Below are 15,824 nucleotides of genomic sequence, written 5' to 3'. Positions count from 1 at the left end.
CATGTCAGCTGTACCGACACGCCGCAACAACTGAACATCTACAGGAGTTCACATGGTCAACCTGATCCAGATCGCCCCGAAGAACACGCCGACCTTCGCCATGAGTCGTCAGAAGGCCGCCGAACTGTTGGGCATCTCGGTCGACAGCGTGGCCTTCCTCCTCAAGTCCCGGTACCTACCCGATTTGGATGCCGGCCGACTCATCACGATGGCAAACCAGCCGTGGATGTACACAGACGGCGACTATCCGGTCCTGCAGCAGGGCGCGTCCGAGCTTGCCCCCAAGAAGTTGGTCCCGCCGCGCAAGTACATCGGCGAGAGTGCAGCGCACTCCGACGCCGAGTGCGTGGAAGCAAACCAGGGAGTGTGGGCCGGATTCAACGTCGACCATGTTCTGGCCGCTCGTTTCCTGCCGGTCACACTGCGCAAGTTTCCGGTATCCGTCCTCCAGATCCACGAAGCAAACCGGGGCGACGAAGAGAAGGTGTCGTTTGTCGCAACGCTTGCCGGACGCGTCCGTGAACTAGGTGCGCCGTCGCTCAACTACATCGATCCGTCGCTGAGTGCCGAAGACCAGGCGATCGTCGCCGCCCTGCTGACCTCACGAAGCACGTCGACGGTGCCAGGCCCGTGCGGAAAGCTGAAGCAGCCCAACGCATAGCTCGAAGCGCTCAGCGCTTAGGTCGCTGCACTGCGGCACAACAGTTGACCGCGCAGGAAACGCCGTTGGTGGTCGAGCCGAGCAACGGCTCGACCCCGAGGCGGAGCGGCGGCTCACCGGCCAGACGTTCGGAAATGAGCGTCGGTACCAATTGAGCAAAACGTGGGTCCTGGCCCGGCGTCGCCGCCCGCACAAAATCCATTCCGAATTCTGCGGCTTTGTCCCTGGCCTCGGTGTCGAGATCCCACACCACTTCGAGGTGGTCGGAGACAAACCCGACAGGACATACGATCACCGCGCGAACATCCTTGGTGGACAACATATCCAGATGATCGCAGATGTCAGGGTCGAGCCACGGCACCTGTGGCGGGCCGGATCGTGACTGCCACACAAGATCAAAATCATCGACGCCCACAGCGCCGGCAACCAGGCGCGAGGCTTCAGCGACCTGACGGCTGTACAGGTTGCCGCCCAGCTCGGGCGGTCCGGCATTTCTGTCGGCGGCGATCGGTACCGAATGCGCCGTGAACACCAGCCGAGCGTCGTCGCGAGTCGCCTCGGGCAGAGCCGCGCGCGCCGCCCGGATTCCGTCGGCAAACGCGCCGATGACCAGGGGATGGTCGTAATACTGACGAAGTTTGGTCAATGTCGGTGCGCCGTCACCGACCGCTTCACGAGCACGGACGATGTCCTCGTGGTATTGACGGCACCCCGAGTACCCGCCCCACGCCGACGTGGCAAAGACGGCCGCGTTACGGATACCGTCGTCGCGCATCTGTGCCACAGTGTCCTCGACCATGGGGTGCCAGTTGCGGTTTCCGAAGTAGATCGGAAGATCCAGCCCCGCCGTTGCCAGTTCACCCCGGACTCGCTCGATCAAATCTCGATTGAGTGCATTGATCGGTGAAACTCCACCGAAATGCATGTAGTGCTCAACGACCGCATCAAGACGCTCAGGTGGAACTCCCCTTCCCCGCGTGACGTTTTCGAGAAAGGGTCGAACGTCCTCGGGTTTTTCGGGACCGCCGAACGACAACACGAGAAGAGCATCGAACTTGTCGTTCACACCAGCAGTCATGCCTTCAATCTTGCGCGATGCCGTTCTGCAGACAAAACCCGGGTACGCACTGTTGTAGTCGAACTAACTGCAGTAGAACTAACAAGGCGTTTCGCGTGGCGGATTGTCGCCGTCGTGCGTCCGAACTCTCGCCTCGGCATACGCGGCGAGGGTCGATTCGCCGATAGTTGCGGTGGCAGGGTGGAACTCGATGCTCACCCCATGCGCGGCGAGGAGTTCGTCGGTCCAGTAGTCGCGAATGCGCGGGTCGATCCCACTGAGGTGCAGCTGACCGCCAACCGCGTCGAGTCGACGAGCATAATCCGCGACGATGGTGAAGAACGTTGCGCTCACCGTCGTGCGCCCCCTCAGCCGCAGGATCACCACCGGCGACCTCGCACCGGCGGGATCCGGCAGATGCGCCGCAAGCGTGCGCGCTCCCGCGTAGAACAGGCTGCCGTACACGTCGAGTATCACGATCTCGTTGTCGGAGAGTTGTTTCGGTGCGCTCGCCTCGACCAGTTGGTTGCCGTCCACCCGCAGGCGGACCACCTTGAGGTCGATGGCTTCCTGGTTCAGCTGCAGGATCAGTGAGAGCGCGACCCCGATTCCCACCGCGGCTGTGACCGGCAGCAACAGCGTCGCCATCAGCGTTGTACCGAACACGACCCGGGAGGTATATCCGCTGCTCCAGATGGCCGACAGCTTGGCCGGATCCAGGGACCCGGCAGCTGCCACAATCAGGACAGCTGCGAGGGTTGGCATGGGCACTTGCCCGACCAGTCCCGCGAAGGCTGCGAGCAGGACAACCAGCCACAAGCCCGACCAGATCGCTGCCCAACGGGTACGGGCACCCGCTGTGCGATTGAGCGCAGTCTGCCCCACCGATCCTCCGACTGGCATCCCGCGGAGCAAGGATGCAGCGACGTTGCCGACACCTTGCGCGGTGAAGTCTCGATTGGCGGACGAGCGTGAGCCGTCCGGATTTGGGGCGGATTCGGCCACTCCGGCGCCTTGGACCAGCACAATGACCGCCACCGTCAGCGCGCCACTGAGCAGGGCGGGGCTCAGCACGGTCAGATCGGGAAGACCCGGGATCGGGAATCCAGTGGGGATAGTCGCGATGTCGGAAACGCGGCTCACCGAATCCCAACCCAACGCCACCACAAGAACGGTCGGCACGAGCAGCGCAACTAACGATGCGTACAACCGCAACCGGGTCTGTCCCAATGCCCACATGAGTATCAGGGCACTGACGCCCACCACCGCGGACCGCCAGTCGATCTCCCCCGGGTGCGTCAACACATTCACTGCCTTCGCGAGCGCAAACCCGCCTTCCGCGTCTACCCCCAACAGCGCCGGGATCTGACCGAACGCGATGTTGGCCGCAACCCCGAGCAGAAATGCGGTCATCACGGAATGTGAGACGAAGCGCGTGTATCTCCCCAGCCGCAAGACGGCGGCCACGATCATCACGCCACCGGCGACGAGGGTAAGCATCACCAGAGCCGCAGATCGGTCCTCATCAGGGATATCCGTCAGAGCCGACCCCGCCGCCAGTGCTGAGGCACTCGTGGTGGTGACCACCATCAGACGGGTACTGGTGGACAATCCTCCGAATACCCGGCCGGCCATGCTCGCATAAAGACCGTGCAGCGGACTCACTCCGGCGAGCACACCCGAGGCCATACCGTCAGGCACGCTACCGATCGCACCGGGAAGACCCGCGATCACATCGGCTCGGGTCATTCGCTCGCGCGGCAGCAGAGCACGTATGCGACCCAGAACTGCGCTCATGTAGCCCCGCGATACGACATATGGCGCCCTTCGTCCGGGAGGTGATTCGTGATCCCATCGTTGACCACGGGTGCACTCTCCCGCCTCATCCCGACCGGGTGAAGCGCCGCGGGCTTTCTCTTCGAGAACTCCCGCAGGATCACAGCGGCGTGAAGTTCTCCAATGCAGCCATCGCATCGAGTTGTTCGAGATAGTGCGCCAGTGATCGATGAACTGGGCGGAACGGGACCATTGTGACGCCTGCTTCGTCCATCTCGGCAAGCGTCTCTTCTACCTGATCAGGGTGCGCCGCTGGGTCCAGAGAGTCCGCACCGCAGATAACCTCGAAGCCCGCGGGACGCTCCGGAAATCCTGCCAACATTGTTCGGAGGGTCTCCATGTCCGGTGCGCCGGGCATCCACCCGTCGCCGAGCGTCACAGCCCGCCGCAACGCGCGCTTGCTGTGCCCACCGACCCAGAGCGGCACGCGCGGTTGGATCGCGTGGGGATCGATGATCAATCCGTCGAAATCGTAGAACTCGCCGTGATACTCCGGTTCGAGCTGTGACAGCGATGCGCGTAGCGCGCGCATCGCGTCATCTGCGCGCGGTCCTCGTCCTTCGAATGGCACACCCAGTGCCTTGAATTCCGCCTCGACGGTCCCTACGCCCAAGCCCAGAACCACGCGCCCGCCGCTCATCCGGTCCAGAGTCCCGTATCGCTTGGCGATCTCGAGGGGATGGTGGTAGCCGAGGACAAGGATGTTCGTCACTAGGCGTAGGCGCTCGGTCTTTCCCGCCAGATACGACAGGGTTGCCAGAGGATCCCAATAGCGCGTTCCGCGCCCATTGGGCAGCTGAGGCGACCATACGTCGGAGGGCATACCGATGTGTTCGCTACAGGTGACGAAATGGAAGCCGCGCCGATCGGCATGCTGCGCAATCTCTGCGATTTCCTCGATCCCCGCGTCCAGTTCCCAATCCACCGTCCGGCCTGGGATGACGCTCACGACCGGTGTACTGATACCGATTCGCATCGATGCAACTCCTTCGACTGTGCACCGGCACGTACGGGTGACGGCCGCTCTCGGAGCTGAACGTACCAGAAGAATGAACGCTGTTCATTGTGGTATCCAGGGCTCGTCTACCCGACCGGTTGAGCACCTCGCTGTGCGAGCATGAGGGCCATCAGTCCGGATTCCTGACTCTGGGTGCTGATCATGTCGCGGGCGGATTGTTTGACCGGACCGTCGGCTAGAAGTTCGTCGGCCGCCTGGGCCATGACGATCCCGCCACGGTGATGACGCTCCATCAACTGCAGGAACAACACTTCCGCATCAACCCCCGTAGCTGAGGTGAGAGAGTCGAGTTCGGCCATGGTTGCCATCCCCGGCATCGACGCCTGACCGCGAGTTGCCTCTGATGTCACAACGCCATGGTGCGCAGCAAGGTCCGTCGAATTCGACGCGGTGTGCATCCATTCCATCGGAGTGCGACTACCCGGGGTCACGTTCACGAGTCGCAGCCAACCGAGCATCATCCCGATCTCGGTCCGCTGCGAATCGTCGATCTGTTGCGCGAGCCTACTCACCGCTGGATCGACATTCGTGTTCAGTCGCTGGGCGATGAACAGGGCCTGCTGGTGGTGCGCGACCATATCGTGAACAAACCCGATTTCGTTGTCGCTCAATATCTCTGCAGGCGCAGCCTGCTCCGTGAACATCAGCGGCCGCAGCGCCGCACCGAGCACAACCAGCATCACCGCAAGGCAACCGAACGCTGCGACGCGCACTACCCGCGTCGTCGTCATGAACCGACGGTCGAGTGCTGATCAGCCGGTGGCGAGTAGACGTCGGGATCCAGTTGCAACGCCATGAACCCGTTGTCCGCGCACGTCACCCACAGCTTGCTGCCGCGCCACTCCGGCGCCGAGAAGCACCAGTCCGTGGAGATGTCGCCTTGAGTGAGCATCCCGCTTCGCGCGCTGAGTGCTTGGTTCGGGTCGAATTGACCACTGAGAATCGACTGGCCGATCGCGGGCGCGCTCAATATCGGAACGCCCAAGATCGACGCCAATGCATGCGGTGAGTTTGTCAGCGCAAGATTGCCCCCCGTCTTCGCCGGCGGGTTGTAGTAAGCGATTTCCCGGACGTCGAACGGGTCGCGGACATCAAAAACCCTGATCCCGGACGATATCCACCCACACGCGAGAGCCGTGGGATTGTCCGGGCGGTCCGCTGCGCAGTAGTGCGATTCGTAAGCAAAGGCCGAACCGCCGGACGCTGACGCGAGCGAGGAGTCCTGATTCTCGGGAAGGTTGATTTCGAGCTTGATCGACGCGGCGATCTCCGGTCGGGCTGCGTCGGAGACATCGATGAGTTTGACGCCGCCCGAACCGCCCTCGTCGACGGTGAACAGATACGGTGCGCCGTCGTAGTTCACCGGAATACTGTGCTGCGTCGCCCATCCGTCGGTCCACGAAAGCTGAGAGAGCTGGCGAACCTGAGGATTGGGATCGCGTCGCTGCACCGCACTGACGTCGAGTACGTGGATGCCGCCCATATTGTTCGACAGGTACAGCTGATTCCCGTCGTCACTGACGCCGATTCCGTGGGTCGAGAGACCGATCAGGTCCTGCCACACCACCTTCGGGATGGAGGGATCGGTGAGGTCGACAGCGCTCACGATGCCGGGCGCGGTACCGGAAGACCAGTAGGTGTTGCCGTCCGGGGAGAACCCGCCCTCATGCGATGTAATGGGAAGGAGCATCCCCAGATTCGTTCCCGGTCCCGGATTGAGCAGTTTCGGATGAGCGCAATCGGAGATGTCGTATACCGACATCATGCCAACACCGGTCAACAGGGGAACTCCCGTTCCCACCAAGAGTTTTCGCTGCGTGTTGACCTTGAGGCTCTCCCACGTTCCCGCGAGCATGGCAGGTTCGGTCAGCGTTGCAGTGAGTTTCGGGTTTGCCGGGTCGGAGGCATCGATAACCTGCACACCTTGCGCCGGCCCGAGGAGATTTCCGGGGAAGAAGCTGCCGACATACGCGCAGTTCTCGAAACTGGTTGAGGTGATTCCGCCGCCACGGCCTTCGTACCCACCCAACCGAGAGATATTGCAGCTGTAGCCCGTTCGACTGCGTCCGCTGTTACGGTCTTCAGCTGGTACATCGCCCTGCAATCCGGTTTCCGGCTGAGAATCCTCGTTACAACTCGCGCGCTCGACCGCATCGCTGCCGACGGCATGGGATTCGTACACCGTACCTGGACTGGATTCCGGCGCCGCTGCGGCGCCGACCACTGGAAGTAGCAGTACGGCCGCCGCGGCAACAATCGCGGACCTGACCGTTCGACGAGCGCTCAGCGGTTTCATCTCTGCGCAACCCCCTGTGTATCGGGCGTCGGCGATACTCGACCGTATCCATCCCACCTACCGACGTCCTGACCGAATGTCCGGTTCCCTGGGGAAGTGTGCGTGATGCACGCCACTCTCGTCAAGAGTGAACGCGACTCTCCATCAGATACCGGAGGTCTCAGGTATTTACCAAGTCAGCGTCGTACTGCAACGAATCGTTCGGGTTGATCGGGAACGATTCGAGGTCAGGGCATGCCAGGATCTCTTTCGCGGCGGCCCGACTGCACCCCACGAGAGTCGAATCAAAATCGACCTCTGTGGCAATGCACCACGAATGGTCCTGCGGCCACACGAGATTTGCTGACGGCGTCCAGGGCTTTGCACCGATCAGGTCGGGGATAGTCGACGCTTCACGAAGGGATCCTGACAGCACAACATAGTCCCGTCCGGGGTGCCGCAGCCGCGGTCCGGAGATCAGTTCCCGGGCGATCGAAACAACGGGTGCGGGGCGAGATTGTTTCTTTCCGGCACTGTAGATCGCCGTAGCTCCGGCATGAAAGAAGCCATTGCCCTCCCACACCGCGAAGTACGCATCGTCCGGTGAATTCGTATGGCCTGCAAGAAGATCGACAAGACGCTGATTGTCGGGCGGATCGAGTGAACCGATATCCGGCTCACCGCCGTCCCAGAGCTCGCTGCGCGGATTCACGGAATCAGTGGCGTCGATCAAACGCCACCATTGCACAAGCGGATGAACCCGCCGACCGGTTACGGCGGCAACATCACGCCAGCGGACCACGTGAGTGCCGACGACGTCGACCGGATGGAGAACTCGCACGTACGCGTCGAAACCCGAAGGTACAACTGCCGTCAGCGCACCCGACAACCGTGGTTTGATCCAGTCACCGACCGCCACGTCGCCGACTGGTTCCATCATCGATGTCCCCCGTGTTCGCCTTCACCTGGACGTAGCTCGTCGAGCAGGCAAAGGCGAACCGGATTCAAACTACTAACCCACCATGGCGTGGAAACCGCCGTCGACGTAAATGATCGACGCAGTTGTGCCCGGCAGCCAATCCGAGAGAACGGTGCAGACCGTCTTCGCAACGGTTTCACGATCTTCGACGTCCCAGCCGATGGGCGCCGCACTGTCCCAGCCGGTGTTGAGCTTGTCCAACTCGGCACCCGGGCCGGTGCTGTCGCCGGCAATTGCCTTGGCTGCGAGCGTCTTGATCGGGCCCGACGCAACAAGATTGGAGCGGATGCCACGAACGCCGACCTCTTTGGCGACGTACCGGTTCACAGCCTCGAGAGTCGCCTTGGAAACACCCATCCAGTTGTAGAACGGCATCGCACGCGACGGATCGAAGTCCATACCGACGATGGAACCCTTGTCGTTCAGAACCGGCAACAGCGCCTTTGCGAGGGCACTGTACGAGTAGGCGGACACCTCGAGTGCAACAGCAACGTCACTCCACGGCGCGTCCATGAAGGGGCTGCCCAGGCACGAGCGCGGGGCAAAGCCGATGGAGTGGACAACGCCGTCGATGCCCTCCGGAGCCAACTCGCGGACACGATCGGCCAAAGTGGCCAGATCTTCCGGGTTCTGGACGTCGAGGGAGATGGCCGGCGGCACCGGCTGCGGTAGGCGCTGAGCAATGCGGTCGATCAGACGCAGACGATCAAAACCCGTGATCAGCACCTTGGCGCCCTGCTCCTGCGCAACCTTCGCCACATGAAATGCGATGGACGAATCGGTGATGATGCCGGTAACGAGAATGGTCTTACCCTCGAGCAAGCCGCCCATGAGTTGTCCTCCTGAAGTGAGACGTACGAAGTGAAAGGAAAGTGTGGAAGCGGGGACTAGTGCCCCATACCCAGTCCACCGTCAACCGGAATGACGGCGCCGGACACGTACGCCGAATCGTCGGAGGCCAGGAAACTCACTACTGCCGCAACATCTTCCGGCTTGCCGGTACGCTGAAGCGGAATGTGTTCGGTGGCCTTGTCTTTCACGTCGTCGCCCAGCGCTGCGGTCATGTCGGTCTCGATGAAGCCGGGGGCGACCACGTTCGCCGTGATCGAACGGGAGCCCAGTTCACGGGTCAAGGACCGGGCGATACCGACGATGCCCGCCTTGGAGGCCGCGTAGTTGACCTGCCCGGGGCCACCGGCAAGCCCCACAACCGATCCGAGGAAGATGAAGCGTCCGAAACGCGCTCGCAGCATCGATCGTGTCGCCCGCTTCGCAACCCGGAACGTACCCGTCAGGTTTGCGTCGATAACACTGGTGAACTGATCTTCCGACATGCGCATGATCAGGGTGTCGTCGGTGACACCGGCGTTGGCGACGATGACCTCGACGGGGCCCTGATGTGCCTCGACCTCTTTGAACGCGCGGTCGATCGACTCGGAGTCGGTGACGTCGCAGACAACACCGAAAAGGCCTTCGGGTGCACCGCTGCCGCGGTGTGTGACGGCGACCTTGTGTCCGTCTGCGGCCAAACGCTGCGCGACAGCCAGGCCGATACCGCGGTTACCGCCGGTAACCAGAACCGAGCGCGGAGTGGTGACGGTCCGTTCTGACACCACTGGGGTGGAAGGGGTAGACATGGCGATCAACCTATCAATTCCAGGGCCGAGTTCCGGCAGTAGTCGGACAAACGAAAATGGTGCAGGGTCATGGCAGCCTTTGGCGAGTGACCAAGGCAACGGTCAAACCTGCGGTGGCAAACAGAACTCCGAGAATCAGCCACGGCTTGCTTGCATCGCCGCGGGTGGTCTCGAATCCGATCTGCTCTTCCAGCGTGTCGTACACCGCACGCAACTCTTCGAGGCTGGATGCGGTGAAAAAACTTCCCCCGGACAGATTCGCGATTTCCTTCAGCGACGCGTCGTCAACAGGAACCGGAATGCGATCACCCTCGATTTCGACACGGCCGTATGTCGTGCCGAACGAAATCGTCGAGATCGGAACACCTTTGTCTTTGGCCTGACGTGCTGCGGTGAATCCGCCGCGCGGGTCATCCGAATTGTCGGGGACCGTCTGCTTACCGTCGGAGAGCAAGACGATCCGTGCGGGCGGAGCCTGATCACTCCCGCCGAGAACGGCGGACAACGTGTCGATCGACTGCAGCGACGTGAAGATCGCTTCGCCGGTCGCGGTCCGCTCGCTGAGCTTGAGATTGTCGATGGCAACTTTGGTCGCGTCGCGATTTGTCGTGGGAGACACCAACACCGAAGCAGTTCCGGCAAACGCGACCAGTCCCAGGTTGATGCCAGGAGTCAAACCGTCGGCAAACGATTTGGCCGCCTCCTGAGCGGCCGCGAGACGTGTCGGTTCCACATCGGTGGCCTGCATCGACAGCGACACGTCGATCACCAGGATGACGGTTGCCCGGTTCCGCGGAACCTTCTTGTCCGCTGTGGGACCGGCCAACGCTACCGTGAAGAACACCAACGAGATCACCATCAGAATGGCGGAAACGTGGCGCCACCGGCCCGGTCGTGACGGCGCCACCTTCTCGAGGAGATCGAAGTTGGTGAACCGCAACGTATGTCTCTGACGCTGCTTCTGCACATAGACGTAACCGGCTACCAATGCGGCGATGACGACCAGGAACAGCAGCCACCACGGCGCAGTGAATTGAGAAAGACTCACGAACGAACGCCCCCAGTTCCGGCGCCGACACCGAAGCTGTGTCGGCGTGCCGAGATGAATCGAACCACGTCGGCGATCCAGTCACGATCGGTATGCAGTGACATGAGCGGTGCCCCACACCGGCGCAATGCCTGCTGAACCTCGACGCGATGCTCAGCGGCCGCGCGCGCAAAATCCGCGCGCAACTGCGGAGTGGTCGAGAACTCGCGCGTGCGACCGGATTCCGGGTCATGCAGCACGACGTCACCGACATCGGGCAGTTCGAGGTCGCGCGGATCCACCACTTCGATCCCGAGCACGTCATGACGACCGGCAATGGCGCGCAACGGACGTTCCCAATCCGTCGGGCCCAGGAAGTCACTGATCACGACGGCCAAGCCGCGCCGACGCTGTGGGCGTCGTAGCGCCTCGATTGCGCCCACCAGATCTCCGCGTACACCGTCCGGCGCATGGGGGGTGGTCGCGATCTTACGAAGCATCGCCTGAGCGTGGACGCGGCCTCCCCTGGCCGGAATCCGTGTCATCTGCGCGCCGGTGGAAATGATTGCGCCGACGCGATTGCCGCCCGAACTGGTCAGGTGGGTCACCGCAGCAGCGGCTGCCACAACCAAATCGCGCTTCTCACAACCTGCGGTACCGAAATCGAGGCTCGCGGACAGGTCGATCACCAACCACGTCTCGAGTTCGCGATCGGCTACCGACTGCCGCACATGTGGGTGCGTCGTACGAGCGGTGACAGACCAATCCATCTGTCGCACATCGTCACCGGGCTGATACTCGCGAGCCTCGCCGGGTTCGGAACCGGGACCGGGGATGAGCCCGAGATGATCACCGTGCAACACCCCGTCGAGCCGGCGGCGGACCGTCAACTCCAGTGTTCGCAAGGCAGCGGTCAGTCGTGGGTCACGAAGTTCACCGGACTCGAACGACGGCGGTGCACCGGCATGACCGGGAAGGTGACTTTCCGTCACTGCGGGCGACTCATCGGATCAGGGCTCATGAATTGCGCGCCGTTTCCCGCGGGATTGAACTGCGGTGCGCCCTGCTGAGGTTGCTGCATCGGCTGGCCTACCGGCTGTCCCGGTACCGGTTGTGGTCCCGCGACAGTGGGCACCGGGCGCGCGGCGATCTGAGGCAGACCGACCGTCTGCAGGACCCGCGTGATGACGGCGTCCGGAGTGACCTCGTCGGCGAGTGCGTCGTACGACAACACGAGCCGGTGGCGCAACACGTCCGGGATGACCTCGACGACGTCCTGCGGGACAACGTAATCGCGGCCACGCACGAGGGCGAGCGCTCGGGAGGCTGCAATGATGCCGAGTGTTGCACGCGGCGACGCACCGTAGGCGATCCAGCCGGCAACGTCGTCGAGGCCGAATTCCCTCGGCGTACGGGTGGCCGCGATGACCCGAACCACGTAATCGACCAGCGCATGGTGGACAAAGACGGTGCTCGCGACGCGCTGGAGTCGAACCAACTCTTCGGGCCCGAGAATCTGGTGGGGTTCCGGCGCGGCGACGCCCATCCGGTACACGATTTCGCGTTCTTCTTCGACGGTCGGGTAATCGACCAGGATCTTGAACAGGAAGCGGTCACGCTGCGCTTCCGGGAGGGGATACACGCCCTCGTTCTCGATCGGGTTCTGTGTCGCCATGACCAGGAACGGGTCCGGCATGTGGTAGCGCTTGCCACCGATGGAGACGTGACGCTCGGCCATGACTTCGAGCAACGCAGACTGCACCTTTGCCGGTGCACGGTTGATCTCGTCGGCCAGGACGAAGTTTGCGACCACTGGTCCCAGTTCGGTGTCGAACTCTTCGCGTCCCTGTCGGTAGATACGCGTACCGATCAAGTCGGTGGGTACGAGGTCGGGGGTGAACTGCACACGGGAGAACGATCCGCCGACCACCTTCGCAAAGGTTTCGACGGCCAGCGTCTTCGCGACACCGGGAACACCCTCGAGCAGGACGTGTCCCTTGGCCAGTAGCCCGACGAGTATCCGCTCGACCAGTCGATCCTGGCCGACGATGACTCGTTTGACCTCGTAGATCGCTCGTTCCAGTGTCTGGACGTCGGTGGCGAGCGACGGAGCTACCCCGTCGGAATTTCCACTCGCCTTGTCTACGTCGACCGATCCGATCGAATCTTCACGTGAGGTCACCAAGAATCCATCGCTTTCACCTAGAAAAGTTCCGACAGTAACGTGTTCCCCGCCAACTATTCCAGGTAGTTGCTCGTGATGCCGCAACACCACGTCAACACATGCAACGAACCGGGCATCGAAGCATGAACGGGTTCAGCCTTCTCGCGAGTTCAGGACACCAGCCGCACGGCGTACGGTGTCATTCCACCCCAGCGAACGGGGGAAACTTTCACACTGGATCCGGACTGCGGTGCTTCGAGCATCTGCCCGTCACCGAGGTACAGCGCCACATGCTGACTCGCGTTCGGACCGTAGAAGATCATGTCGCCGCGTTTCATCTCGGACGACGGAACCTGCTTGCCCGCGGTGTACTGGTAGCCGGTGTAATGCGGCAACGAGATACCGATTCCGGCAAACGCGTAGATCATCAGACCTGAGCAGTCGAACCCGATCTTGTTGAAGTCGCCGTAGCTGTCCGCGACTCCGCCGTCGCGAATACCGCGGGTCGGCCCGTTCTCGTCGCCGCCGCCCCAGGCGTACTGGATGCCGATCTGCGACATACCGCGGTCGATGACGGATTCGATTGCGGCGCTTCCGGACACCGAAGGCACTGTCGGCTTGGGAGTTGCCGGTTTCGGAGTTGTGGGCTTCGGTGTTACCACCGGAGTGTCGGAATCCGAATCGGTGCTCGTGTCCGTCGACGTCTCGTCGTCGTCATCGGGGATGACTGTCGGCGTCGGATCTTCGACGGCAGTGTGAGGGCGCTGAGCAGCAGCCAACGCAGCGGCACGGTCCTTGGCGGCCTGATCGGCGGCAGCCCTGGCGGCGGCTTCCTCAGCCGCTTGCTTGGCGGCCGCTTCGAGTGCGGCCTGATGAGCTTCTTCGGCTTTTCGCTGTTCGTCCCACGTCGCGTATGCCTGGCGCTGCCCCTGCAAACCGGCAACAGCGTTGCGCGCCGCATCGAGTTGAGCTTGCGCGGAATTGCGCTCCGCTTCGATGGACGCCTTCTTGGCTACCTGCTGGTCGAGTGCATTGCGGGCGATCGCGATTGCCTGCTCGGCAAGTGCCTGAAGATTGGCGGCAATTTCGGCGGCCGCGTCGGCGTCGAGCTTGGCTTGCCTGGTCGCCGAGTCCTTGTTCGCCTGTTCGGTCCGGGCGCGCTGCAAACCGTCGAGCACGGCGCGTTGGGTGTTCGAGAGAAGTTTGAGGACCTGCGCTCGATCGAGGACGTCGCCCGGGCCCTTGGCGTCGAGGAACGACGAGATGGACGCGGTATTGGTGCCTTGGACGTAACTCGATCGGGCGTACTTGTCGAAATCGCTCTGCGCTACGTCGATCTGTGCGCCGGCGTCCCGAAGTGCTTGTTTGGTGATGCCGACGGCTTGGGCTGCGGCATCGGCGGCGCCTCGAGCGTTCTGCAGGTCGACGAGTGTCTTGTTGACGTCTTCGCGTTTGACGGCAACTTCGTTGTCGAGTGCGGACAACTGCTCATTTGCCGCGGCAACCTGGTTGATGAGAGCGCTGACCGTGCTGACGCTCGATGAAACCTGCGAATCTGCGGACGCGATTTCGGAGTCACTGGGATTGGGCGGAGGGGGCGGGACCGACGCTCCGACACCCGGGTTTCCGACAACCAGGGCAGTGACGATGCCCGCACCGATTACCAGCTGTGCCAGGCGGGACGACGCTCGGGAAGGTTTACGACGGCCGAATCCGCCTCGTGTTACTTGGCTCACAAATAACTCTCCCTCGCGTGTACGCCACGGGCCCGCTGGGTCGCCGATCCGTGCGGGGAGGGAATGCGCAGGAAGCTATGACGCCACGTGGCGCCACCAACAAGATGCAGCGAAGTAGCTACCGCTTGTCGCTAACCCGCCGTTCGGGGGCAACGCTCGGCGCCGCCCGGTTTCGGGTGGCGTCGCGCGTAGTCCGTCGAACAACAGCCATCTTTCTGCGACACTTCTTCCCCAAAAAGTGCCAGTTGTACCGTACGACACTTGAGAGAACTTTGGAAACTTTAGCCCCAAATAACACATCGTGTATTTCACCAGGTGGATTGCTGTATCCAGACGAAAAAGCACGTACTCACCACAAATGCTGGTGAATACCTGCTAGTCGATATTCAGGAACGTGCGCGCTGGACTAAGCAGATCCGGCGTGTCCGACGGCCAGTTCCGAAGGTTCGCTCACCTGCTCGGTGACCGCGGGTTCGGGGCTCCGACGCCATTTGACGGCAAAAGTAATTGCCGCCGCGATCGCCACAATCGCCACCAACAGGACCGTGTACAAGGCCCACGGCGGACCCGGTTGGACAATCTCATGGGAAAAGCGATCGGCGATCGCAGCAGAACTGTCCCCGAACGAGCGATCCTGCGCGGTCTCGAGCTGTACTCGACTGATCGAATCGCTGGAACTGCCCATCCAGTCCGGACTCATCACCAAGACCGTGCCGCCCTCGGATTCGCCGACCGTCGTCGCCAGATCCCGGAGGTCGGTGTCGCGGGAAGGATTGGCGTCGAGGACGATCACGCTCAAATCGATCCCGCGCTCACGTGCGTCGGCGACGACATTCACCAGTGCAGGGACATCGGCAGCCGGTGCGGAAACCCCATTCTGCGCAACGTCGGCAACCACGTCGTCGACATCGACGTCCGATGGGACTGCGGCATGCAGAGGTAGTGCGGCGTGCAGCGGACCGCTCGCATGCAAGGGCGTGAAGACCAAATGTGTAGGAGCAGACATCTCTCATCCGGGTGCAGTTCGGTGCTCGTTCACACGCGAGTGTGCGAATGAATCCGAGGTCGTTATCGGGCGGTCTGACCGCGACGGGCCTGAATGCACCCTACTTGAGGTTGAGTGCGAAGCCCGCGAGTCTTCGACACTCCGCGCAATCCGTTGTGGGTCAGCTCACCCAGTCCACCCTGCGTTGCGCAGGTCCTGAGACTGCGTGAAGATTGTTTCGGTCAAGTTGCCCCGAAGTCTCACAGGACAAGCGTACTGTTAGACTTCAGACCGAGAGGTACCTCGCCTCGACCGAGTCCACTTCAGCTCCGATGTTCGGACAGTTCTCACGTGAACTGTGCGATTGGCGTGAGCTGTCACCGGATACGCCGAGTTGTAAGTACCTCGCTTCAGCTGCCGACACAGCCCCGTCGGTGGCGACCCTCATA

The 15,824-nt window shown here is 62.2% G+C and carries 14 protein-coding genes; 1 reads left to right on the top strand and 13 read right to left on the bottom strand.

Annotation, left to right across the window (positions count from 1 at the left end):
• Positions 1 to 52: 52 nt before the first annotated feature.
• Positions 53 to 661, top strand: coding sequence for a hypothetical protein (locus KYT97_RS03645; protein WP_033232077.1), 609 nt, complete (start codon positions 53 to 55; stop codon positions 659 to 661).
• 10 nt (positions 662 to 671) lie between these two features.
• Here the strand turns inward: KYT97_RS03645 and KYT97_RS03640 are convergent, their stop codons facing one another.
• The 13 genes from KYT97_RS03640 to KYT97_RS03580 form a co-directional block, all read right to left on the bottom strand.
• Positions 672 to 1,739, bottom strand: coding sequence for a ferrochelatase (locus tag KYT97_RS03640; RefSeq protein WP_219111774.1), 1,068 nt, complete (start codon positions 1,737 to 1,739; stop codon positions 672 to 674).
• Between the two features lie 78 nt (positions 1,740 to 1,817).
• The gene (locus KYT97_RS03635; RefSeq protein WP_095886288.1) at positions 1,818 to 3,515 is read right to left on the bottom strand and encodes a SulP family inorganic anion transporter; all 1,698 of its coding nucleotides are present in this window, start codon (positions 3,513 to 3,515) and stop codon (positions 1,818 to 1,820) included.
• A 139-nt stretch (positions 3,516 to 3,654) separates the two neighbouring features.
• Positions 3,655 to 4,530, bottom strand: coding sequence for an LLM class F420-dependent oxidoreductase (locus tag KYT97_RS03630; RefSeq protein WP_219111773.1), 876 nt, complete (start codon positions 4,528 to 4,530; stop codon positions 3,655 to 3,657).
• 107 nt (positions 4,531 to 4,637) lie between these two features.
• A complete protein-coding gene (locus KYT97_RS03625; protein ID WP_219111772.1) occupies positions 4,638 to 5,303 on the bottom strand; it encodes a DUF305 domain-containing protein in 666 nt (221 codons plus the stop codon).
• The gene (locus KYT97_RS03620) at positions 5,300 to 6,868 is read right to left on the bottom strand and encodes an LVIVD repeat-containing protein (RefSeq protein ID WP_219111771.1); all 1,569 of its coding nucleotides are present in this window, start codon (positions 6,866 to 6,868) and stop codon (positions 5,300 to 5,302) included. Before KYT97_RS03620 ends, KYT97_RS03625 begins: the two co-directional genes overlap by 4 nt.
• A 160-nt stretch (positions 6,869 to 7,028) precedes the next feature.
• A complete protein-coding gene (locus KYT97_RS03615) occupies positions 7,029 to 7,787 on the bottom strand; it encodes a hypothetical protein (protein ID WP_219111770.1) in 759 nt (252 codons plus the stop codon).
• A gap of 72 nt (positions 7,788 to 7,859) precedes the next feature.
• On the bottom strand, positions 7,860 to 8,657 hold the full coding sequence (gene inhA, locus KYT97_RS03610; protein WP_045067716.1) for an NADH-dependent enoyl-ACP reductase InhA: 798 nt from the start codon (positions 8,655 to 8,657) through the stop codon (positions 7,860 to 7,862).
• Positions 8,658 to 8,713: 56 nt separating this feature from the next.
• A complete protein-coding gene (fabG1, locus tag KYT97_RS03605) occupies positions 8,714 to 9,463 on the bottom strand; it encodes a 3-oxoacyl-ACP reductase FabG1 (protein WP_045067715.1) in 750 nt (249 codons plus the stop codon).
• 67 nt (positions 9,464 to 9,530) lie between these two features.
• A complete protein-coding gene (locus tag KYT97_RS03600) occupies positions 9,531 to 10,511 on the bottom strand; it encodes a VWA domain-containing protein (RefSeq protein WP_033232085.1) in 981 nt (326 codons plus the stop codon).
• A complete protein-coding gene (locus tag KYT97_RS03595) occupies positions 10,508 to 11,482 on the bottom strand; it encodes a DUF58 domain-containing protein (protein WP_045067714.1) in 975 nt (324 codons plus the stop codon). The genes KYT97_RS03600 and KYT97_RS03595 overlap by 4 nt, the downstream gene beginning before the upstream one ends.
• Positions 11,479 to 12,651 (bottom strand): AAA family ATPase, encoded by a 1,173-nt coding sequence (locus KYT97_RS03590; protein ID WP_080711641.1) that lies wholly within the window; start codon positions 12,649 to 12,651, stop codon positions 11,479 to 11,481. The genes KYT97_RS03595 and KYT97_RS03590 overlap by 4 nt, the downstream gene beginning before the upstream one ends.
• A 173-nt stretch (positions 12,652 to 12,824) precedes the next feature.
• Positions 12,825 to 14,390, bottom strand: a complete 1,566-nt coding sequence (locus KYT97_RS03585) for an NlpC/P60 family protein (RefSeq protein WP_033232088.1) — start codon at positions 14,388 to 14,390, stop codon at positions 12,825 to 12,827.
• Between the two features lie 406 nt (positions 14,391 to 14,796).
• The gene (locus KYT97_RS03580) at positions 14,797 to 15,396 is read right to left on the bottom strand and encodes an Rv1476 family membrane protein (protein ID WP_219111769.1); all 600 of its coding nucleotides are present in this window, start codon (positions 15,394 to 15,396) and stop codon (positions 14,797 to 14,799) included.
• Positions 15,397 to 15,824 lie beyond the last annotated feature (428 nt).

This window comes from Rhodococcus globerulus (assembly GCF_019334125.1).
GTDB classification, from domain to species: Bacteria; Actinomycetota; Actinomycetes; order Mycobacteriales; family Mycobacteriaceae; genus Rhodococcus_F; species Rhodococcus_F globerula.
Note: the sequence above shows the minus strand (reverse complement) of the source record. Positions and strands in the feature narration are given on the sequence as shown.

What these genes read in the sequence shown, in the direction of transcription:
- KYT97_RS03645 (WP_033232077.1), top strand. Translation starts at nt 53, where the DNA reads ATGGTCAACCTGATCCAGATCGCCCCGAAGAACACGCCGACCTTCGCC.
- KYT97_RS03635 (WP_095886288.1), bottom strand. Translation starts at nt 3,515, where the DNA reads ATGAGCGCAGTTCTGGGTCGCATACGTGCTCTGCTGCCGCGCGAGCGA.
- KYT97_RS03615 (WP_219111770.1), bottom strand. Translation starts at nt 7,787, where the DNA reads ATGATGGAACCAGTCGGCGACGTGGCGGTCGGTGACTGGATCAAACCA.
- KYT97_RS03625 (WP_219111772.1), bottom strand. Translation starts at nt 5,303, where the DNA reads ATGACGACGACGCGGGTAGTGCGCGTCGCAGCGTTCGGTTGCCTTGCG.
- KYT97_RS03640 (WP_219111774.1), bottom strand. Translation starts at nt 1,739, where the DNA reads ATGACTGCTGGTGTGAACGACAAGTTCGATGCTCTTCTCGTGTTGTCG.
- fabG1 (WP_045067715.1), bottom strand. Translation starts at nt 9,463, where the DNA reads ATGTCTACCCCTTCCACCCCAGTGGTGTCAGAACGGACCGTCACCACT.
- KYT97_RS03630 (WP_219111773.1), bottom strand. Translation starts at nt 4,530, where the DNA reads ATGCGAATCGGTATCAGTACACCGGTCGTGAGCGTCATCCCAGGCCGG.
- KYT97_RS03580 (WP_219111769.1), bottom strand. Translation starts at nt 15,396, where the DNA reads ATGTCTGCTCCTACACATTTGGTCTTCACGCCCTTGCATGCGAGCGGT.
- inhA (WP_045067716.1), bottom strand. Translation starts at nt 8,657, where the DNA reads ATGGGCGGCTTGCTCGAGGGTAAGACCATTCTCGTTACCGGCATCATC.
- KYT97_RS03620 (WP_219111771.1), bottom strand. Translation starts at nt 6,868, where the DNA reads ATGAAACCGCTGAGCGCTCGTCGAACGGTCAGGTCCGCGATTGTTGCC.